Below are 19086 nucleotides of genomic sequence, written 5' to 3'. Positions count from 1 at the left end.
AATGTATTTGTTAATTAAAAGTTAATATATTTTAAAGTTACCAACCGCAACCGTTTGCGCAATCGTTTGAAATTAATACGCTGTTAACAGTTTGTTTAAAATCAATTTTTGATACCCTAAAAAAAATACTTTTGAGACATAACAAAAACTAAGAAATATTATGGAATCACAAGTAATAAAGAAATTACTGATTTTCGGGACAATGAATATTGCAGCCTTTATGTTCTCTCAGAATACTGTTACTGATACAATATCAACCCGAGATAAGGTGATAGACGAAGTTGTGATTACAGGTAACTCTAATCCTAAATCTTCGATCAAGACCAGTACTTCAATTTCTACTTTAAAACAAGCGGATATTATCAATGCTGCACCAAGAACCACTGCTGAGATTTTCAGAACCATTCCGGGAATACGCGCCGAATCTTCAGGAGGTGAGGGTAACTCGAACATTACTGTGAGAGGGGTTCCTGTTTCTGCTGGAGGATCTAGGTATCTTTTAATTCAGGAAGATGGTCTTCCCGTAATGCAGTTTGGAGATATTGCTTTTGGAACACAGGATCAGTTTACAAGATTTGATTCTTTTGTATCTCGGGTTGAAGCATTGAGAGGAGGTTCTGCATCTGTTTTTGCATCTAATTCACCAGCCGGGATCATTAACTTTATTACGAAAACGGGTGAAAAGGAAGGAGGTAGTATCACCCAGCAGGTTGGTCTGAATTATAAAAACTTCAGAACAGATATCGATTATGGAACACGGCTTGGCAAAGATTTTTTCATTGGAGTTGGTGGCTTCTACAGAGGAGGAGACGGACCCAGAAAAACGGGCTATACTTCCAATAACGGAGGACAGTTTCGTTTATCATTATTAAAGAAATTCGAAAAGGGAAGTGTCAGAATTTATGGTAAATATCTAGACGACCGTACAGCAGCTTATATGCCGATGCCTATTGCAGTTTCAGGCTCAGATTCGAATCCGGATTACAGCTCTCTCAGCAATTATAATATCCTAACTGGCGCTTTACAGTCTTCCAACTTCAAAAATGATGTTACGCTTGGCGCAAACGGACAGATTTTGAAAAGTGATATTCGTGACGGAATGCATTCCGTCTCAAAAACAGTTGGGTTTGAATTTAATTATGATTTCGGTTCCGGTTGGAAAGTCGATGCTAAAGCAAGATATGCAGCAAACGACGGTCAGTTTTTAGCACCGTTTCCGGCATCAGTTGGAAGTAAATCTGAAATTTTGGAATCTGTTATAGGTTACGGAAGCGCAGTATATGCAGGAACCAATACAGCGGTTGACAGCAATGCAAAATATATGAAAACGGTTTTGTTCAACACTAAAATAAATAATCTGAACAACTTTTTCAGCGATGTTAATGTCAGTAAAAAATGGAACAAAGTAAAGTTGAATACCGGCGTTTACAACAGCTCACAAAACATCAATCTCTCTTGGAACTGGAATACTTATCTGATGGAAGTCTCTGATAATAATGCCAGATTAGTGGATGTTTTGAGCCCTACAGGAACTAAAATTACAGATAACGGACTTCTAAATTACGGTGTTCCGGCTTTTGGCGGCGTGAACAGAATTTACGATACCAAATACTCAGTGATAGCTCCACACGCTCAGGTGGAAATAAATCCGATTGAAAAATTGACGTTGGATTTTGGAGCAAGATATGATTTCGGAAATGTTACGGGAAGTTTCTCAGGGACGCAGAATACGAAAGGTGCAATAGACATTAATCAAAACGGAACTTTGGAAACACCCGAACTTTCAGTGGAAGTCGTGAACGGAAATGTTCCTGTTGATTACAAATATGGTATTTTCGGATATTCATTTGGGGCAAACTATGCTTTAAATTCCCGTAATGCAGTTTTTGCAAGGGTAAGTCAGGGTGGAAGTGCTTCTGCCGACAGAATTCTTTTTGCAGGCTATAACTACACGAATAATGATGATCCAGCTTTAGATGCAGTAAAAGTAAATAAACTCAATCAGATCGAAGTAGGTTACAAATTAAGAGGTGCGAATTATTTCCTGAATACGACCTTATTTCAAGCGAGAACAATTGAAGCTAATTACGAAGCGACCACACAGCTTAGAACAGAAAATAAATATGAGTCATTTGGAGTAGAGTTAGATGGGTTCTATAAGATCAATAAAAACTTTGACATCAAAGCCGGACTTACCTATACCCACGCTGAAATTAAAAATGCGATAGATCAGACCATCATCGGAAATATGCCGAGAAGAACTCCAAAAGTAATGTACTCTTTCAATCCAAATGTGAATATTGAAAAGTTAAGCTTTGGTTTCTTTGCGGTAGGATCTACAAAAGCGTTTACTCAGGACAGCAATGAGCTGATTATGCCGGGTTATGTGATCGTAAATCCGTACATTTCTTATAGGTTATTGAAAAATTTGACGCTTAATGTCAATGCCAACAATGTATTCAATGCATTGGCTATTACAGAGGCAGAAGAAGGTACTTTACAGGGAACCAATGGAATCATCAGAGCGAGAACACTACCGGGAAGGACTTTCGGAGCGAGCATGAAATTTGATTTTTAATAACGAATGATGACCATCAGATGATCACTTATTGATAGTGAAATGAATTTACATTATAAACTAACAGCATATTCTGCTGTTAGTTTCTTTAATCATATTTAAAAAATTATATGTTTACAAAAAAAGCTTTATGCGTTATAGAACAAGCAATTTCAGACCAGGGAATCCTGGCATCTTCGGAGAAAAAAGATAATTATGCGAGGGTATGGTCAAGAGATTCTATGATGACAGGAATCACGGGGATTTTTATCAAAAATCAAACGATAGTGGACGGTCTGGAAAAATCTATAAAAACTCTTGCAAATCATCAGGCCGAAAACGGACAGATCCCTTCCAATGTTTATGGAGATAAGGCAAGTTATGGTACGCTAGTAGGAAGAACAGACGCAACGATCTGGTGGATTATTGGAGCCTGCGAATACATCATATATTCTAAAGATGAAGATTTAAAAGAAACTTTAAAGGATAAAATATATCAGGCATTTTCTTGCTTAAAAACGTGGGAATTTAATCAAAAAGGTTTATTGTATAGTCCGTTAGGTGGGAATTGGGCAGACGAATATGTTACTTCAGGCTATGTACTTTATGATAATGTTCTGCGATACTGGGCTTTGAAAAATGCAGCGGAAGTATATGAAGATAAAAAGCTAAAATCTTTTGCTGAAACAACCAAAAAACTGATAGAAAATAATTTCAGAAAAAACAGTTCTGGAGAAACTAAATATCACGAAACAGCCTATCAAAAAGCTAATGAAAAACCTTATTTCTGGGCATCGTTGAATGCTGACGGATATGATGAACGCTTCGATCTTGCAGGAAATGCCTTGGCAGTGCTTTTAGGTTTTGATTTAAATATGGAAACCTTTTTACAGTTTTTAGAACAATTAAGTGATGAGTTTAATCATTGGATGCTTCCTGTTTTTTATCCAATCATATTTCCAAAGGATGCTGACTGGAATTTATTAGAAAACAATTACAGCTACGACTTTAAAAATCAGCCTTATCATTTCCATAACGGAGGTTCTTGGCCTATATATCTTGGGTGGCTCTGTCTGGGATTAAAGAAAAGAGGCTATAATGAAATACCTTTAAAAATTGTAAACCAATATGAGAAACTTCTCACAGAGAAGGGTTCGAGTTTCAGAGAATACTATTCTACGGATCAGTTGATCCCTTCAGGAACAGATCAGCTGTGTTTTTCAGCCTCCGGTTATCTTTTGATGAAGATATAATGCTGAAGATTAATGAATTTAAAACAAAAACTATTTATTTTTAAAACGGATTGAAAGATGATTGGAGATGTAATTAATTTGGAACAGAGACATTTGGATACAGCTGAAAATATTTACGAAATTATAAAGGAAAATTATAATCACAATGAAAAATGGACTATAGGGATTTGTGGAGAAAGTGGAAGCGGGAAATCGGTCACAGCCTTTGCCCTTAAAAAAGTTTTGGAAGAAGAAGGTATAAAAAGTGTAGTGATACAAATGGATGATTATTTTAAACTTCCTCCTAAAAGCAATCACGAAAACCGACAGAAAAGTCTTGACAATGTTGGAATTCACGAAGTTCATTTAAATATCATTCAGGAAAATATAAAGCAGTTTAAAGAAGGAAAATCTTTTATAGAAAAGCCCCTTGTTCATTATATAAATAATTCTATCGCTGAGGAAATTCTAGCAATAGACGGTACTCAGGTTCTCATTATTGAAGGAACTTATATATTGGACATTGATGATTTTGATTTCAGTATTTTCATAGATCGTAATTATAAAGATACATATGAAAACCGAATGGAAAGAAACCGTGATGAGCAGAGTGATTTTGTTGAAAAAGTTTTGGATATTGAACACAACATCATCCGTGAATTCAAAGAAAAGGCGGATATCGTACTTGATAAGAACTATCAAATTATAAAGTCATAAGCGATGAATAAGAAAATAATACCAAGACTGAGTTTTTGGCAGATATGGAATATGAATGTTGGATTTTTTGGGATTCAGTATAGTTTTGGGCTTCAGCAAACTGCTGTAAATCCATTGTATTCATTTTTAGGTGCTCACGCAGATCAACTTCCTATTCTCAATTTGGCAGGTCCTGTTACAGGATTACTTATTCAACCATTGATCGGGGCAATAAGTGATAAAACGTGGAGTGTAAAATGGGGACGCCGCAAACCCTTTTTCTTGCTGGGTGCAGTATTTTGCAGTTTGGCATTATTCGTTTTTCCATTCAGTTCTTCAATTTGGATGGCGGTAGGATTACTGTGGATTTTGGATGCTGCAAATAATACCGCAATGGAACCATACCGAGCTTTTATTGGCGATAAACTTCCAGAAGAACAGCAGACCTATGGTTTTCAGATGCAGAGTCTGTTTGTAGGTGGTGGAATTACGCTGGCAAACCTTTCCTTATTTGTTTTTCAAAAATATTTCGGTGGAACTTCGGAATCGGGGGGTATTCCTGCTTGGGTCTATTATTCATTTTTCTTAGGTTCTTTCTGTTCCATTGCTTCTGTGGTATGGTCTGTGTACAAAACACCGGAAATTCCACCAACGGAAGAAGAACTTGTAAAGTTGAAAGCGGAAAAAGAAAAAGATACAGTTTTTACACCATTTGTTGATATTTTTACGTCTATTGTCAATATGCCAAAAATACTCTGGCAGTTGGCTCTGGTCTATTTATTTCAATGGTATGCACTGTTCTGCTATTGGCAGTTTGTCACTCCAATGATCAAGCAGACCTTGTATCACGTTTCTGAAAATGATGAGGTAAAAGCTAAACATATTATTGCACTTTCGAAGACTGGTTTGGGAAATTCAACTGAAATAGAATGGGCTCATAATATACTTCGTTTGGTAGAAACAGCAGTCGGTCAGACAGGACTGATGAATGGTTTTTATAATTTTATAACGATGATCTCAGCACTGCTTCTGATTCCTTTTGCTCTTAAATATTCTTCCAAAAATGTATATGTATTTTGTCTCTTGGCAACAGGAATATCATTACTAATCCTACCATTCATTCACAATGAATATTTGATATTATTACCGATGGTTCTCTTTGGAATTGGATGGGCTGCAATGATGGGGTTACCGTATTCGATGGTTTCTCCATCGATTCCTTCAAACAAGAGGGGAGTTTATATGGGGGTGATCAATATGATGATCGTCATTCCGATGCTGATTCAGACAGTTTCTTTTGGATTTATTTACAAATGTTTTTTAGGCAGCAACCCTTCAAATGCTATTGTTATGGCTGGTGTTTTATTTTTACTGGCTTCCTTTTCAGTAATTCTTATCAAGGTCAAAAAAACAACTGTGGATTAATTTAGAGCACAGCAATAACGTTTTTTTTAAATATTGAAATATCATTAAATTATGTTATTGATTCCAAGGATTAGTAAAATAAGTGTTCCAAACACAAAGCTTTTTAATACTATTAATGGCATTACAACCAGATGTTTTATGCAGGGCTCAATCGACCAGTTTCTTACAGCCAGTATGACTCCAACAAGTACTAACGGGTGAAAAATGTATATGGTAAAAATCCACAGAGAGCTTCTACTTTTGTAAATCGATTACACAGGGTGAATTCAATTTTCACAAAGGATTTAGTATTAATCCTAGGAAGAAATTAGAGATATGTAAAATGTTTTCTAAAAATAGCATCAGATTTAATATCAATTATTTAAATACGAAAATAAAGCCTTACAATAATATAAATGTTGCAAGGCTTATTTCAAAATTTTGCTTTAAAGCAACACCAATTTGTAAAGTATAGTACCGATGTAAAACATTGTCGTTAAAATATCCCACGAACAATCTCCACATTTGGTCTATATGTATTTTATTTTCATCGCTGTTGCTCATTGAGTTGACAGTTGATTTATAGCATTAATTTGCCGTGTTCCAAATTTATTCAATAAAATATTGTAACAATTCTTTGATTATCAAAATCAATTTGATTTCTTAGCAAACTCTAATTACTTTTTCAATTCAAGCCATTCCTGGTAGGTAATTACGCCTAATTCTGGCTGACTTTCTCCTTCCAGAATAGAAATAAATTCTAATTGATTGCCATCTCTATCATCAAAATAAATAGCAAGTGCAGGCATCCAGCTAAACACCATTGGTTTTTCAGATTTATTTTTCAGGAAATTATAGGGTTTTAAATCACGATCGCTTAAAAATCCTTCAGCAGAATTCAGTATAAAATCTTGATCACAGCTAAAAGCAAAATGTCGTTTTTGTAAATTTTCTTTTTGCTCCCACAAGCCAAGCATAGCTTTCTTATCATCTCCGATCCATAAAAAAGCTATGGGTCTGTTTACATCATAATGCGCAAATTTTAATCCTAAAACCTGGGTATAAAATTCAACTGATTTTTTCAAATCACTCACTTGAATATGCGTTTCATAAAGTCCTCTTATCATATCTTAAATTTTTAATTTGTTACTTATTTTTTTTCAATAGTAGCGCTATTGCTAACAGTGGAGCAATAGAAAAGACACCATATAACAGCAAAGATGCATTTTGTGCTCCTATTATACCGCCGGGTTCGGTTATACCTCCCATATTGGAAACCAACCCCGCTATAGCAGCTCCGAAAGCAGTTGCCATTAATTGAACAGTGGTGACCGAAGCAGACGCTAACTCTTCTTCTCCTTTGGGTGCCATTGAAAATACACTCGTTAATAAATGAGGCCAGCCCATTCCAATTCCTACGCCTATCAAAAAGAGAAATAGACAATTCAAAATCAAAAATAATGACGTAGAATGATTATTTGTACCGGCAATCCAAGTTAGCCCTACTAAACCGACCAACATAAATACCGCGCCAAAGCGAATGATTTTAGCAACAGAACTAGTTTTTACACCAGAGAACAGAAGAGAAGAAAAGGTCCATCCAAATGCAATTAAAACGGTGAGATACCCTGATTTCAAAGGCGAAAATCCGTTAATGATCTGTGCAAAGTAAGGAACGAAAATTTCAATTGATGTGGCAATTGTCAGCAATGTCATAATTGCATAGGTAGTACCTAATGGAGAGGAGAGTTTGTATGCACCGGTAGGCAAAAGACGCACACTATTTTTTTTCTCTGCTACCATTAATATATATAACAGTAGTAAGGCAAGAATGACCCCTGAGACATTAGCAATGATATTTTCTAAAATACTTCCTATAGAAACAGATAAGACAGCCAGAACAAGCAATACTAGTTTTAAATACGGTATTAATGGGGCATTGTTTTTACTTTTATGAACAGGAAGAATTATGCTACTGATAATAAATATAAGGATACATATGACCAAAAGGCTACCAAATGCCCAGCGCCATTGATCATTTTCCGCAAAAATACCGCCGATAAAAGGTCCAGAGAAAGCGGCAATCCCCCACATTCCTGAGATTAAGGCCATAGCCCTAGACCATAATCTTTTATCGAAAACGATACGAACCATAGCGTATGACAAGGCAAAGAGCAACCCGCCTCCAAGCCCCTGTATAAACCTGCCCATCAGCAAGATGTACATACTTGGTGCAAAAGCGCAGCATAATGACCCTAAGAAAAATAGAATAATAGCAGTCTGATATGCTTTTCGAGGTCCTAATAACGAAAGTCTATTAGCGGAAATAACAGATCCTATTATTGAGGCAACCACAAATAAAGTGGTATTCCAAGCATAATACTCCAATCCACCAATTTCTTCTATAATAGAAGGCATGACCGTTGTTGCCAAATATATATTTGTAGCATGTAGCATAACTCCCAATGCTAAAGCAATCGCTTTTATTCCATTACCGCCGATAAACAAAGCTTTCCAACTGGCCGTTTCAGAAAGAGATGTTGTTTGATTGATCGTACTCATTTCGATTTTAATTGATGATGACAAATTTCGAAATACAGACACATTTACACCATCCCAATTCTTCGGAATCTATTTCATTATTTTCGGATTATGGACATTTCGTTCTTTCTCCCCCTTGATGTTTGATAAAAAAAGATATTATAACAATTGTTTAATGGGCGATAGGTATGACGATTGAGAAGTAGAATTTATCTTCATTGACTTGATATAAAATCACCTATTGTTCTTGGTCTCTATACTCGTGAGGAGAAATTTCCATCTGCGTTTTAAAAAACCGGGTGAAATAAGAAGGTGTATCAAATCCTAAGAGATATGCACATTCTTTTATAGAGTTTGCCGTATGCTTTAGTAAATACTGACTTTCTAACAGTAATCGCTCATGAAGAATTTGCAATGCTGTATGCCCTGTTTCTATTTTGACAACTTCGGTTAAATGCTTTGCCGTAATACCCAGATGATCTGCATAATTACCAATTGACCTCCACATTAAAAAGTGCTCATCTACTAATTTTTTGAACTGGTAGGTAAGTTGATAGTTGCGGTTCATGTTTTTTCGGAAACCGAGTAAACAGTACTCACAAGCACGGTTATATTCGTACAAAATTTCTACTGTGATTAACCGGATAATATCTAGATGATAAGCAGATTTTCTTTCAAGTTCCTCGCCGATTTGATTGAATTTTTGTAAAACGTGACCAAAAGATTCTTCCAACATAAATACGGGCGGATAATCAGTGTTCAGTTCCAATAGTTCATTGATGATTTCCTCTTTAAGAAAGATTTTTTGCAAAAAAGATTTAGGAAAAATTAGTTGAATTATTTCAAAATTATCTGAGGGTTGAGCCGTTGAAAAAATCATATCGGGAGCTAAAATAGATATCATGTTGGAACGTAGTTCAAAACTATGATAGCCTATTTTTATTGATAAACTACCTTTCAAACAAAGCAAAACACTATAAAAGCCATTCTTTTTAGGGCTTTTCTTAAATAGATTGTCGATAGACTTTGTGTAGACAATTTCAAATTCCATCTTAGTAAAGTATATGATTTAAATTACAAATATAATTTTAATAGATTTAAAATAGAGTCATTAATTTGTAGCTGTATTAAATATTTTTTTTCAACTAAGCTTAAATTTCTAATATAGTATAAGATATTCTTTCAAATAAAAAACAAGAGCCTTTATTTTTGAAATGCTCTTGTTTTTTTGAAATAGAATTAAGCTTTAATTAATAACATTAAAAGTTACATGCTGTTGTAAAATAAGGTTAATTTATGCGTGTAATACTCAAGTTACCAACATCGTATTTCCATTCCTTACCTCCAACGATTATAGCTGTTTTAATCTTATCTCCTACATTAAAATAACCTATTCCCGCTAAGTTGCTATATAATCCGGTTTGACCACTTATAACACTAGAAGTTACAGCACCAATCACGTTGGGAAAATCATTTCTAACAATAAAGATACCAGTATTTGCAGCCCCTGTTGGTGAAGAAAGAAAATCAAATCGAATAAATGCCATACATTGATAATATCCTGCTTTTAAAACCACAAATGAATTGGTAGACGTCTCATACATCAAATTTGCAGATATCAATGGAATGGTTTCATACGGAACATAGACTGTGACGCTAGGCTGGATAATATTACTTAAGGTTGTCCTTTCTCCCAAACCGGAAAATGTCATACTTCCAGCTGAAGTATTAGGATCAGTCCAGTTGGGGACTTGACCAGAGCCATTAGAGGTAAGTATTTGGCCTTTGTTTCCGGCGTTTCCTTCTGTAGCGTCATCTCCTCCAAGATTTAATTCACGAGTTACCTGTAAAGAGCCGTTTACGTGCAGTGTTTTTTGAGGTGTTGGAGTATTAATTCCAATCTGAGAGAATGAAAATAGTGAATTGATCACAGCTAGTAAGCTAAAAATGTGTTTTTTCATATGGTTATTGTTTTAAATTTTATGAAAAATTTCATGTACAATGAAATTTATTGTTACATTTTCGTACTAGTACTTTTCATGTATTCCGAGGAATAAAGCCGTCTTAATTTTAAAATTTACTATCTTATATATTTAATAAATTTTTATATTTGTAAATATATTTAATATAAATAATTATGGCAAGCATATTATAAATATTATCAGCTATTTCTTATTCTTTCCACATTCTTGTTTATCTTGTTTCTTACAATATTCCTGAAATAAATCTTTTTAAGGCATTTAAGTTTTTGTTCTACATAAAATTTGTCAGGCATTTCAAATAGGGGCTTTTTATTGAAAGATTAATGGTTTTTGATATAACCTCAATAGTGATCTTTAAATAAATTTAAAAATGAATCTTAGGTACTTTCTAATATTTATATTTTTTGTGATTTAATCAACGTAGAAATGTATCATATCTACCCACTTTTGTATAACAAGCAGCAGACACGATCAATTTAACTTTGCCTCATTAATAATAACGAAAAATTAAAAAATATGAGCAAGACAATTTTAATAACCGGAGCATCATCTGGCTTTGGATTAGTGTTGGCAAATGATCTTCATAAGAAAGGTTTTAAAGTGATTGGAACCAGTAGAGATCCACAAAAATACAATGTGCCTTTTAAACTTTTACCGTTAGATCTTGATAATGATAAATCAATAAACACCTTTAGTCAAAAGCTATTCAATGAAATAGAACGTTTGGATGTTCTCGTTAATAATGCTGGATTTATGGTAACAGGAATTGCAGAGGAGACGCCCATAGAAATTGCAAGACAACAGTTTGAAACCAACTTTTGGGGAACAGTTAAATTAACTAATATCTTGTTACCGTATTTAAGAAAACAAAAATCCGGGCAGATCATTACCGTAAGTTCTATTGTTGGATTGATAGGACCTCCGAATTTATCATACTATTCTGCTTCTAAGCATGCAATAGAAGGATATTTCAAATCATTACGTTTTGAATTGCATCAATTTAACATTAAAGTAAGTGTGGTTGAACCAGTGTGGTTCAAAACAAATCTTGGACATAATGCTGTTTCGTCAGTAGGAAATATTGAAGATTATAACCATTACAGAAAAAAAGTGAATGTGGCAACTCAGAAAGGATTAGATGAAGCTCAGTCTCCAGCAGTTGTTGTAAATGCTATTTCAAAATTAATAGAAACCAAAGAACCTAAATTCAGCAATCCTGTTGGGAAAATGTCTAGTATGATTGTTTTCTTACAGCAATTTGCACCTAAGATGTTTGAGAGCTCAATCTTAAAAAGTATTAAATAAGAAAAAATGGTAAATAAAATTATAACTTATGCTGTTCTTAAAATCCAATCTGAATATATTAATGAAGTTCTGCCGCTAGCCAAGGAAACAAGAATTCACATACTGAATGAGGAGGGTTGTGAAAATTTTATACTGATGAGAAAAGTAAAAGATCCAAATACCATCATTATTTTTGCTGTTTATACTTCGAAACAGACTTATGACTGGCATCTTGAGCAAGATTATGTAACACAATTTTTTGCATTTCTAAATGGAAAACTGATGGTTGAACCGAACGTTACTTATCTTGAAGAAATCTAAGGAACCAATTTAAAATAATCTTACAAAAACGTAAATTTATATTTTATAAACAGTTTTCAAATGATCAATTACAAAACAATTAGCGATCTGTATACCTCGAATGGATTTCCACCGCCTGAAAATCCTTTGCTGGGTTTAGTAACTTTTGAAGAATTAAAAGGCTGCACATTTGCAGAAACAGAATTTACAATGGACTTTTATAAAATTGCCTTAAAAAAAATAAAATCTGGTACCATTCTTTATGGGAAAACAAAGTATGATCATAATAATGGTTCTATGGCTTTTGTGAAACCGGGACAAAAAATTACGATGAGTGATATTGAGGTGACTGAAAAGGGCTTTATGATCTACATTCACGAAGATTTTCTGATGAATACAAATCTTTATTCAGAAATTAAAAAGTATGGTTTTTTTGATTATGAAGTTAATGAAGCTCTGCATTTATCTCCCAAAGAAGAAGACACGATTTGGGATCTCTTTAAAAAAATAAAATTGGAATATTACAATAATCAGGACGATTTCAGCAAAGATATTATGCTGACCCATATTGATTCAATTTTAAAATATTCCCAGCGCTATTATAAAAGACAATTTTTAAATAGAACTTCGTTGTCAGGAACAATAATCACTAAGTTTACTCAAATTTTAAAATCATATTTTGAGAGTGGTAAACTTCAAAAAGAAGGACTGCCAACAGTTACTTATATGGCATCAGAATTATCTCTATCCACAAGATATTTAAGTGATCTTCTAAAACAGGAAACAGGAAAGACAGCATTAGATCATATTCATATTTCCTTGATTACGGAAGCTAAAAACTTACTGATAAGTACAGACAATACTGTTTCTGAAACTGCTTATCAACTGGGATTTGAGAATCCTCCTTATTTTTCAAGGCTATTTAAGAAAGAAGTAGGCTTAACCCCAACAGAATATAGAGAACAATTCTTAAATTGATTGGATTTTGAAGGTTTATTAGACAAGTTTATTATAAAGAAATTGAATTAAATACAAAATTAAAACACGGTTTTTTGTTTAAAGCATTAGATGATTGGATAGAACCTGTCAAAGAGTGGCCAAACAATAACGACCGCTAGCCGCAGTTTGGCAATACGGAGGGTTTAAGCTTTCTTATTTGCCACATCGCCAAGCTGCCAAACGTAGATTAAATAGTATACAGAAATCCTAATATTAAAAAATGCACGACCAATTATCAAATCTGATCAGTCTAAAAGTTGTACTTACTGACAACGACAAAGAATTATGCAAAAAGTATTTTGAGCCCGTGTTATTTCCTAAAAATCGAATTATTGAACACGAAGACAAAATTCCTAAATATCTTTATTTTGTTGTATCAGGTTTTATGCGATTGTTTTATTACAACGATTTAGGTGATGAAGTTACAACGCATATCAATTGCCCACCTGGATTTTTGACTTCCTACACCAATTTTACTAGCCAAACAAAATCTATTGAAAATGTAGAATGCATTACAGCATGTGAACTTTTGAGAATTACAAAAATTGATTTGGACTTTCTTATTCAAAATAGTTTAGCATTTAAAGATTTTAGCATTTGGGTGTTTCAACAATCTATTACATACAACGAAAACCGGTCAAAAGATTTAGCAACCTTAACGGCTGAACAGCGTTATAAAAAGTTAACTGACAATTATCCTGAAATTGTACACAATGTTCCTCTTCAATACATTGCTTCGTTTTTAGGAATGAACCCCAAAAGTTTGAGTAGAATTAGAAAGCAGATGATTAAGTAACATTTGCGAAGTGTATTTGAAAATGCATTACCCAACTTTGTGTCCTACTAAAAATTAAAAAAATGGCACAGAAAAATTTAGCATTGGTAACAGGTGCAAACGGACATCTTGGTAACAACTTGGTAAGATTGCTTATCAGTAAAGGCATTCCTGTAAGGGCTTCGGTTCGCAACATCAAAAACAAAGAGCCTTTTATTGGTTTAGATTGTGAGGTGGTACAATCTGATATTTCCGACAAACAGTCATTAATAAAAGCTTTACAAGGCGTGGAAACATTTTATGCTGTTGGCGCTGTTTTTAAACTTTGGGCGAAAGATCCTAAAAAAGAAATTTATGATGTCAATCTTGAAGGTACAAGAAATATGGTTGAAGCCGCAGCAGAAGCAGGCGTAAAACGAATTGTGTACGTAAGTTCTATTGCTGCCCTAAATTATTCTAAACTTCCCACTAAAGAAAGTTATGGTCAAAATCCTGACCGTAGGGATATGTATTACAATTCAAAAAACGACGGCGAAAAGTTAGCTTTTGAATTGGCCCAAAAGCACAATATAGAATTGGTTGCCGTTTTACCATCTGCAATGATTGGCAGCACCGCTTTTAAACCTTTAAGCGTTTCTTACAACATTATCTCCTTAATTATTGAAAAACAAATCCCGGTTGAAACAAACATCACTTTAAATTGGATTGATGTAAAAGATGTTGCAGAAGGTTGTTATTTAGCTGCAACAAAAGGGAAAAATGGCGAACGCTATATTTTAGCAAATGAAAAGTGTACTTCTATAAAAGCTACAACACAAATTGCACAGGAATTATTTCCAGACTTGAAAATAAAACTTCCTGTGGCGGTTCCCAAACCAATATTATTTATAATCGCTTGGTTTATGGAAATTGGTAGTAAAATAAGTGGCAAAGCACCTTTGTTGAGTACAAAAGACATTGCGATGTTTTCAGGCCTTCAACAAGATTTCGACATCACAAAAGCAAGAACAGAATTAGGTTTTAATCCAAAAAATTCAATACAAGCAGTTAAAGAAGCAATGATCTATTTACAAGAAAACAAAAACCATTTAAACTGATACAGGATAAATTCAGCTTTTGTACTAAATTTGACCCGAAGAAATTCTAATTACCCCACCAGCACAAAGCAGAAACCCCTTGCAGTCATTATAAAATACCAAAAATAAAAACAGAAAAATATGATCCCATTAAATGATATTTTGATTTTTGCACTATCTGCTTTGGTACTTGTTATCAGTCCGGGACCGAATATGATTTATTTGATTTCCCGTTCTATAATGCAAGGCAGAAAGGCTGGTCTAATTTCGCTAGCAGGCGTTGTTTTTGGTTTTATGTTTCATATTGTTATGGTTTCCTTTGGGCTTACTGCGGTGCTTTTTGCAGTACCATTTGCTTATACAACATTGAAATCATTAGGCGTTATTTATCTTTTGTACTTAGCTTACCAGGCAATAAAGCCAAACAGCAAAAATATTTTTGAAACAAAAAAAAACTTGCCTTATGACAAGCCTGGCAAACTATTCAGCACTGGATTTTTAACAAATGTGCTCAATCCGAAAGTTGCAGTATTTTATTTATCCTTTTTTCCACAATTCATAAAAACGGAATATGGTTCTATTATGACGCAGAGCTTACAACTTGGGGCCGTGCAAGTTTTAGTTAGTTTTACGATCAACTTTATTATTGTACTAACAGCCTCAAGAGTCGCACTGTTTTTTGCCAAAAAACCTTCTTGGGTAAAAGTGCAAAAATGGTTTATGGCAAGTGTTTTAACTGGACTTGCAATTAAAATGGCATTGTCAAAAGCTAAATAATAATGATAAAAAAATAGCCTTAAATCCTTCAATGTTTTAACAGACGATGAAATTGGAAACCTCATTCAACTATCTACTAAAAGAGATTTAAACAAGGCGGATTATTTTATTCGTGAAGGCGAAACTTGCAAAGAAGTGGCTTTTGTTTTAACCGGTATTTTTCGTTCCTATTATATTTCAGACAAAGGAGAAGAAATTACGTATTGTATTACTTTCCCAAATAATTTAGTGACCGCTTATTCATCTTTTATTACAGGACAAGGTACAGCCGAGAACATCCAGGCAATTACTTCAGTTGAATTGTTGATCTTCCCGAAAAATATAATTGATGATTTGGCATTGAAGAATCCGAATTGGGTGAAATTCTTGAAAATAGTTGCCGAACAGTTAGGTGTTACACAAAGACATTTGAGAAGGATAAGAAAAGATTTTTTTTAAGACAAATGTCCTGCCAGAACAAAAATTCCATCTTTACTTTTGTGTTTTAAATAAATCAAAAAGCAGATGAACAAAAAAATATTAATAATTAATGGGCATCCGAATAAGGATTCTTTCAATTTTGAAATTGCGACAGCCTATAAACAAGGAGCAGAAGTGAAATCAATTATAATCACAGACTTGAAAAATTTATTGGCTACCAAAAGAGAACCGAATTAGAACCTGATTTACTAGACGCTTGGGAAAAAATCAAATGGGCAGATCATATCGTTATGGACTTTGACGGATTTTCATCAACCATTGACACTATATTTTACTGAAGAATAAATTATGATGCTTGGGGTTACTTTTAGCCAGATGAAAATACAAGCGAGGCAGAATGAAGGCTATGGAAAAGTGTTTATCCAAAGAAAATATATGTATTCCCAACCCAAAGTAAGCAAGATGATTATGCTACTGGTATGCTGTCGCACCCGCAGAGAGAAAGGAGTAGTAATATTTTGTTCTATTTGCTGACGCTGATTTCTGTTGATTGTCTTGCTGCAAGCTGCCAGTTTTTTCCTTTTTTAATCCACACATTCGTAAATCTACGAGGAAGCCAATTGTCAACATTCTTAATATTTTCAGAAGGCTGTTGCATTTCTTTACCCATCACGATAGCCACATTTTCATTGAATGTTATTTTTTCAATATACCTTTCTACTAATGGAAATTTGTGACCTTCTTTCATTAATTTAATTATATCAGAAGGTGTAACAATTTTTCCGTTCGGATTGTTCACAACATAATCTTTTGACCATATAGATGCTAGCGAAACTGTATCACCTTTGTCCAGGAGGGTAGTCCAAAGTTTTTCTAGCCTTCTGATTTCTACCTCGTCTTTTGACTGACCAAATGAAACTGAAGTTGTAATAAAGATTAACGAAAGTGTCAGGATGAATTGAAATGATTTGAAATTCATATACTTAATTGGAATAATCAAATGATAGATACATGCACCTTTGCCGGGTGCATATTGCAATTTTAACTTTTTGTATTGTAAATATAGTACAAAATTTAAAATGATCGTTTCAGACAGTTGTTAATTTTTTTAAATATTTTTTATTTCTTAAAACTGTTATTAAACTAAAGAATTTCGTTTACAAGTACAAAACCATCTTCAAGTTAAGCCTAAACCCGCCATTTTGGCAAACGGACGTTGTGTACCGTTTTATTTATTCTCTTTCTTTTCAATTTCTTTAATAAGTTCAATTGCTTCTGGTTTTGTATTTTCGTCATAAACCCTTATGTTATTCTTACCTAGTCTGACAAGAAATTCGACTGTTTTTTTAAATTTTGGGTCTGAATATAATTTTTCTTCAGGTTTATCAGCGTTTTCTATCATTTTATCAAAACATTTAAATAAAAAACTATCATAAATTTTATCAACTTCATTAACTGCCGGTACAATTATTTGGTAATAACTTAAGATTTTCTGTTTTAATTTTTCGTCTTCAATATAGCCAATTTTACCACTTGACTTAAAACCTTCAAAATTTCCAACATTCATTATATTTCCATGTGAAAAAACAGGGAAATGAACTATATCTTTAGACTTATAAATACTGTCAAGTTGAAGAGGCGTCAGTGCTAAAATTTTTTCATAATCTATGTTTGCCTTTTGATATTGTTCCTTTCCATTGTCGAGCTTTTTTATGTCATCCTTTAAATCATTTTTTAAATTACCAAGAAACACTGATACTTCTTCTTGTTGATGTTTGTGTTCACTCCAACTGTGTAACCATATTGAAAGTGTTACAGCAAAAACGATTATAAAAATTTCTATGATGATTTCTTTCACTTTCTCTCCCAATGTGTGTTCTGAATTTTTCACAGTTTTGTAAATTTTTTTTGAATGTTTCGTTATTTCTTCTTGCATAATTTTTTGTTAAAAAATATTTATTTTTTTGTTTAGTTACACGTTCTGCACAAAATGTTACACAACGCTTTGCCGCTTGGCGATGTGGCAGACTAAATAAAACTCAAATTTCGGTTACTGACTAATTTTTCAAGTACAAAACCATCTTCAAATTTAGCCTAAATCCTTCATATTGCCAAACGGGCGGTTGGGCGCAGTTTATTTTAATACGCTATTTAATTCAACGAGTTCAAAGTCGTCATTATTTTGTAGTAGGTGTTTTAATATCGGAATATGTCCTTGTCCAAATATGAGTATAACGTATTTGTCATTTGCATTGATTTGAGTAATTATATTAGCGTAAATGGCTAAATTCCTCAAATACCAATCAGAAACTGATTCGGCACCAATATAATTCTCTCCAGCACCAATTTTTGCATAATATTTTAAGTACAGTGATAAATTTTTCTGCAAAAGTTCTTTTGTGTTGATATATTTTAGTATTTCGGTTATTGAATTTCGTTTTGATACGTTATCTATTTCAAGTATAAAGTTATTCGCAGTAGTACTTAATTCATTTAATAGATATAACTGATTTTTCTCTTTAGCAGTTACAGAAACTAAACTGTCATGTTTCATTCCATAAAAAACATCTATACAATTGATATGTTTTAAATTTAATTTTTTAGCTAATCTAAAACCGATTTGCTCTCGTTCAGAAACTGTTAATTTATACTTGTTTTGGGAATATGCATTATACAAACTATCAATTTGCTTTTGCTGATTAAATGGTTTTTCTATCATCACTTTATCAGCATTTGTTCGTTTCAAAATTCCGGTCAACTCTTCCAGTTCCTGCTGTCTTTTTGGAGCTAAAAAATCGTCAGTCTTTAATTCAAACTGATCTAAATGAGGCGTTTCGAAGTGAATTGTCCCGATTAATAAGATTTTGGTTTTATGTTTAGATTCTTGTGCAAAAGTTGTTGTTACAATTAAAAGCGTAATTAAAAATGTAAAAATTGTTTTAATGAAAGTCATTTTTATTAGTTTATTTATTAGTTTATTATTATCGTTTCCTCAAATTGCCATTAGCGTTTTTGGGTTTATCTCAACAGTCCAATTTTGTTT

18 protein-coding genes and 1 pseudogene are annotated in these 19086 nt (G+C 33.5%); 12 read left to right on the top strand and 7 right to left on the bottom strand.

Going from position 1 to position 19086, the window contains the following annotated elements; genetic code table 11:
- Positions 1–160 precede the first annotated feature (160 nt).
- The 4 genes from A0O34_RS00650 to A0O34_RS00635 all read left to right on the top strand — a co-directional run bounded on the left by A0O34_RS00650 (position 161) and on the right by A0O34_RS00635 (position 5910).
- Positions 161–2578: a TonB-dependent receptor domain-containing protein gene (locus A0O34_RS00650; RefSeq protein WP_066750103.1), complete on the top strand. Its 2418-nt coding sequence runs from the start codon at positions 161–163 to the stop codon at positions 2576–2578.
- 110 nt (positions 2579–2688) lie between these two features.
- Positions 2689–3810: a glycoside hydrolase 100 family protein gene (locus A0O34_RS00645; RefSeq protein ID WP_066750101.1), complete on the top strand. Its 1122-nt coding sequence runs from the start codon at positions 2689–2691 to the stop codon at positions 3808–3810.
- A 57-nt stretch (positions 3811–3867) separates the two neighbouring features.
- Entirely contained in the window at positions 3868–4506 is a 639-nt protein-coding gene (locus tag A0O34_RS00640) for a uridine kinase family protein (protein WP_066750100.1), read from the top strand.
- 3 nt (positions 4507–4509) lie between these two features.
- A complete protein-coding gene (locus tag A0O34_RS00635; RefSeq protein ID WP_066750099.1) occupies positions 4510–5910 on the top strand; it encodes an MFS transporter in 1401 nt (466 codons plus the stop codon).
- 656 nt (positions 5911–6566) lie between these two features.
- On the opposite strand, the gene A0O34_RS00630 is transcribed toward A0O34_RS00635, so the two are convergent.
- The 4 genes from A0O34_RS00630 to A0O34_RS00615 form a co-directional block, all read right to left on the bottom strand.
- Positions 6567–7016: a VOC family protein gene (locus tag A0O34_RS00630; RefSeq protein WP_066750098.1), complete on the bottom strand. Its 450-nt coding sequence runs from the start codon at positions 7014–7016 to the stop codon at positions 6567–6569.
- A gap of 19 nt (positions 7017–7035) precedes the next feature.
- On the bottom strand, positions 7036–8451 hold the full coding sequence (locus A0O34_RS00625; protein WP_066750097.1) for an MFS transporter: 1416 nt from the start codon (positions 8449–8451) through the stop codon (positions 7036–7038).
- Positions 8452–8668: 217 nt separating this feature from the next.
- On the bottom strand, positions 8669–9481 hold the full coding sequence (locus A0O34_RS00620; RefSeq protein WP_066750095.1) for a helix-turn-helix domain-containing protein: 813 nt from the start codon (positions 9479–9481) through the stop codon (positions 8669–8671).
- 238 nt (positions 9482–9719) lie between these two features.
- Positions 9720–10361 carry a hypothetical protein gene (locus A0O34_RS00615; RefSeq protein ID WP_162271021.1) on the bottom strand — a complete coding sequence of 214 codons (642 nt, stop codon included), beginning with the start codon at positions 10359–10361 and terminating at the stop codon, positions 9720–9722.
- Positions 10362–10928: 567 nt separating this feature from the next.
- On the opposite strand from A0O34_RS00615, the gene A0O34_RS00610 reads away from it, so the two are divergent.
- From A0O34_RS00610 to A0O34_RS22030, 8 genes and pseudogenes are all read left to right on the top strand, one after another.
- Positions 10929–11717 (top strand): SDR family NAD(P)-dependent oxidoreductase, encoded by a 789-nt coding sequence (locus tag A0O34_RS00610; protein WP_066750091.1) that lies wholly within the window; start codon positions 10929–10931, stop codon positions 11715–11717.
- A 6-nt stretch (positions 11718–11723) separates the two neighbouring features.
- Positions 11724–12017: a putative quinol monooxygenase gene (locus A0O34_RS00605; protein WP_066750084.1), complete on the top strand. Its 294-nt coding sequence runs from the start codon at positions 11724–11726 to the stop codon at positions 12015–12017.
- A gap of 60 nt (positions 12018–12077) precedes the next feature.
- Positions 12078–12974, top strand: a complete 897-nt coding sequence (locus tag A0O34_RS00600; protein ID WP_066750082.1) for a helix-turn-helix domain-containing protein — start codon at positions 12078–12080, stop codon at positions 12972–12974.
- Positions 12975–13215: 241 nt separating this feature from the next.
- On the top strand, positions 13216–13791 hold the full coding sequence (locus A0O34_RS00595) for a Crp/Fnr family transcriptional regulator (protein ID WP_066750080.1): 576 nt from the start codon (positions 13216–13218) through the stop codon (positions 13789–13791).
- A gap of 62 nt (positions 13792–13853) precedes the next feature.
- Positions 13854–14867: an NAD-dependent epimerase/dehydratase family protein gene (locus A0O34_RS00590; RefSeq protein WP_066750078.1), complete on the top strand. Its 1014-nt coding sequence runs from the start codon at positions 13854–13856 to the stop codon at positions 14865–14867.
- 120 nt (positions 14868–14987) lie between these two features.
- Positions 14988–15623, top strand: coding sequence for a LysE family translocator (locus A0O34_RS00585; RefSeq protein WP_066750076.1), 636 nt, complete (start codon positions 14988–14990; stop codon positions 15621–15623).
- Positions 15624–15758: 135 nt separating this feature from the next.
- A complete protein-coding gene (locus A0O34_RS00580) occupies positions 15759–16061 on the top strand; it encodes a Crp/Fnr family transcriptional regulator (protein ID WP_236848489.1) in 303 nt (100 codons plus the stop codon).
- 66 nt (positions 16062–16127) lie between these two features.
- Positions 16128–16333: pseudogene (locus tag A0O34_RS22030) on the top strand (NAD(P)H-dependent oxidoreductase); the annotation flags it as partial.
- Between the two features lie 233 nt (positions 16334–16566).
- Here the strand turns inward: A0O34_RS22030 and A0O34_RS00575 are convergent.
- From A0O34_RS00575 to A0O34_RS00565, 3 genes are all read right to left on the bottom strand, one after another.
- On the bottom strand, positions 16567–17022 hold the full coding sequence (locus tag A0O34_RS00575) for a nuclear transport factor 2 family protein (RefSeq protein ID WP_066750074.1): 456 nt from the start codon (positions 17020–17022) through the stop codon (positions 16567–16569).
- 249 nt (positions 17023–17271) lie between these two features.
- Positions 17272–17979: a DUF6090 family protein gene (locus A0O34_RS00570; RefSeq protein WP_066750072.1), complete on the bottom strand. Its 708-nt coding sequence runs from the start codon at positions 17977–17979 to the stop codon at positions 17272–17274.
- Between the two features lie 198 nt (positions 17980–18177).
- A complete protein-coding gene (locus A0O34_RS00565) occupies positions 18178–18996 on the bottom strand; it encodes a DUF5694 domain-containing protein (RefSeq protein ID WP_066750070.1) in 819 nt (272 codons plus the stop codon).
- Between the last annotated feature and the right edge of the window lie 90 nt (positions 18997–19086).

Origin of the sequence: Chryseobacterium glaciei (genome assembly GCF_001648155.1) — a bacterium.
Classification (GTDB): domain Bacteria; phylum Bacteroidota; class Bacteroidia; order Flavobacteriales; family Weeksellaceae; genus Chryseobacterium; species Chryseobacterium glaciei.
This window is presented reverse-complemented; position numbering and strand designations above follow the sequence as displayed.

Excerpts from the sequence above, each read along its gene's own strand:
- A0O34_RS00625 (WP_066750097.1), bottom strand. The coding sequence starts at position 8,451 with ATGAGTACGATCAATCAAACAACATCTCTTTCTGAAACGGCCAGTTGG.
- A0O34_RS00600 (WP_066750082.1), top strand. The coding sequence starts at position 12,078 with ATGATCAATTACAAAACAATTAGCGATCTGTATACCTCGAATGGATTT.
- A0O34_RS00575 (WP_066750074.1), bottom strand. The coding sequence starts at position 17,022 with ATGAATTTCAAATCATTTCAATTCATCCTGACACTTTCGTTAATCTTT.
- A0O34_RS00650 (WP_066750103.1), top strand. The coding sequence starts at position 161 with ATGGAATCACAAGTAATAAAGAAATTACTGATTTTCGGGACAATGAAT.
- A0O34_RS00640 (WP_066750100.1), top strand. The coding sequence starts at position 3,868 with ATGATTGGAGATGTAATTAATTTGGAACAGAGACATTTGGATACAGCT.
- A0O34_RS00590 (WP_066750078.1), top strand. The coding sequence starts at position 13,854 with ATGGCACAGAAAAATTTAGCATTGGTAACAGGTGCAAACGGACATCTT.
- A0O34_RS00610 (WP_066750091.1), top strand. The coding sequence starts at position 10,929 with ATGAGCAAGACAATTTTAATAACCGGAGCATCATCTGGCTTTGGATTA.
- A0O34_RS00630 (WP_066750098.1), bottom strand. The coding sequence starts at position 7,016 with ATGATAAGAGGACTTTATGAAACGCATATTCAAGTGAGTGATTTGAAA.
- A0O34_RS00635 (WP_066750099.1), top strand. The coding sequence starts at position 4,510 with ATGAATAAGAAAATAATACCAAGACTGAGTTTTTGGCAGATATGGAAT.
- A0O34_RS00585 (WP_066750076.1), top strand. The coding sequence starts at position 14,988 with ATGATCCCATTAAATGATATTTTGATTTTTGCACTATCTGCTTTGGTA.
- A0O34_RS00645 (WP_066750101.1), top strand. The coding sequence starts at position 2,689 with ATGTTTACAAAAAAAGCTTTATGCGTTATAGAACAAGCAATTTCAGAC.
- A0O34_RS00595 (WP_066750080.1), top strand. The coding sequence starts at position 13,216 with ATGCACGACCAATTATCAAATCTGATCAGTCTAAAAGTTGTACTTACT.
- A0O34_RS00620 (WP_066750095.1), bottom strand. The coding sequence starts at position 9,481 with ATGGAATTTGAAATTGTCTACACAAAGTCTATCGACAATCTATTTAAG.
- A0O34_RS00570 (WP_066750072.1), bottom strand. The coding sequence starts at position 17,979 with ATGCAAGAAGAAATAACGAAACATTCAAAAAAAATTTACAAAACTGTG.
- A0O34_RS00605 (WP_066750084.1), top strand. The coding sequence starts at position 11,724 with ATGGTAAATAAAATTATAACTTATGCTGTTCTTAAAATCCAATCTGAA.
- A0O34_RS00565 (WP_066750070.1), bottom strand. The coding sequence starts at position 18,996 with ATGACTTTCATTAAAACAATTTTTACATTTTTAATTACGCTTTTAATT.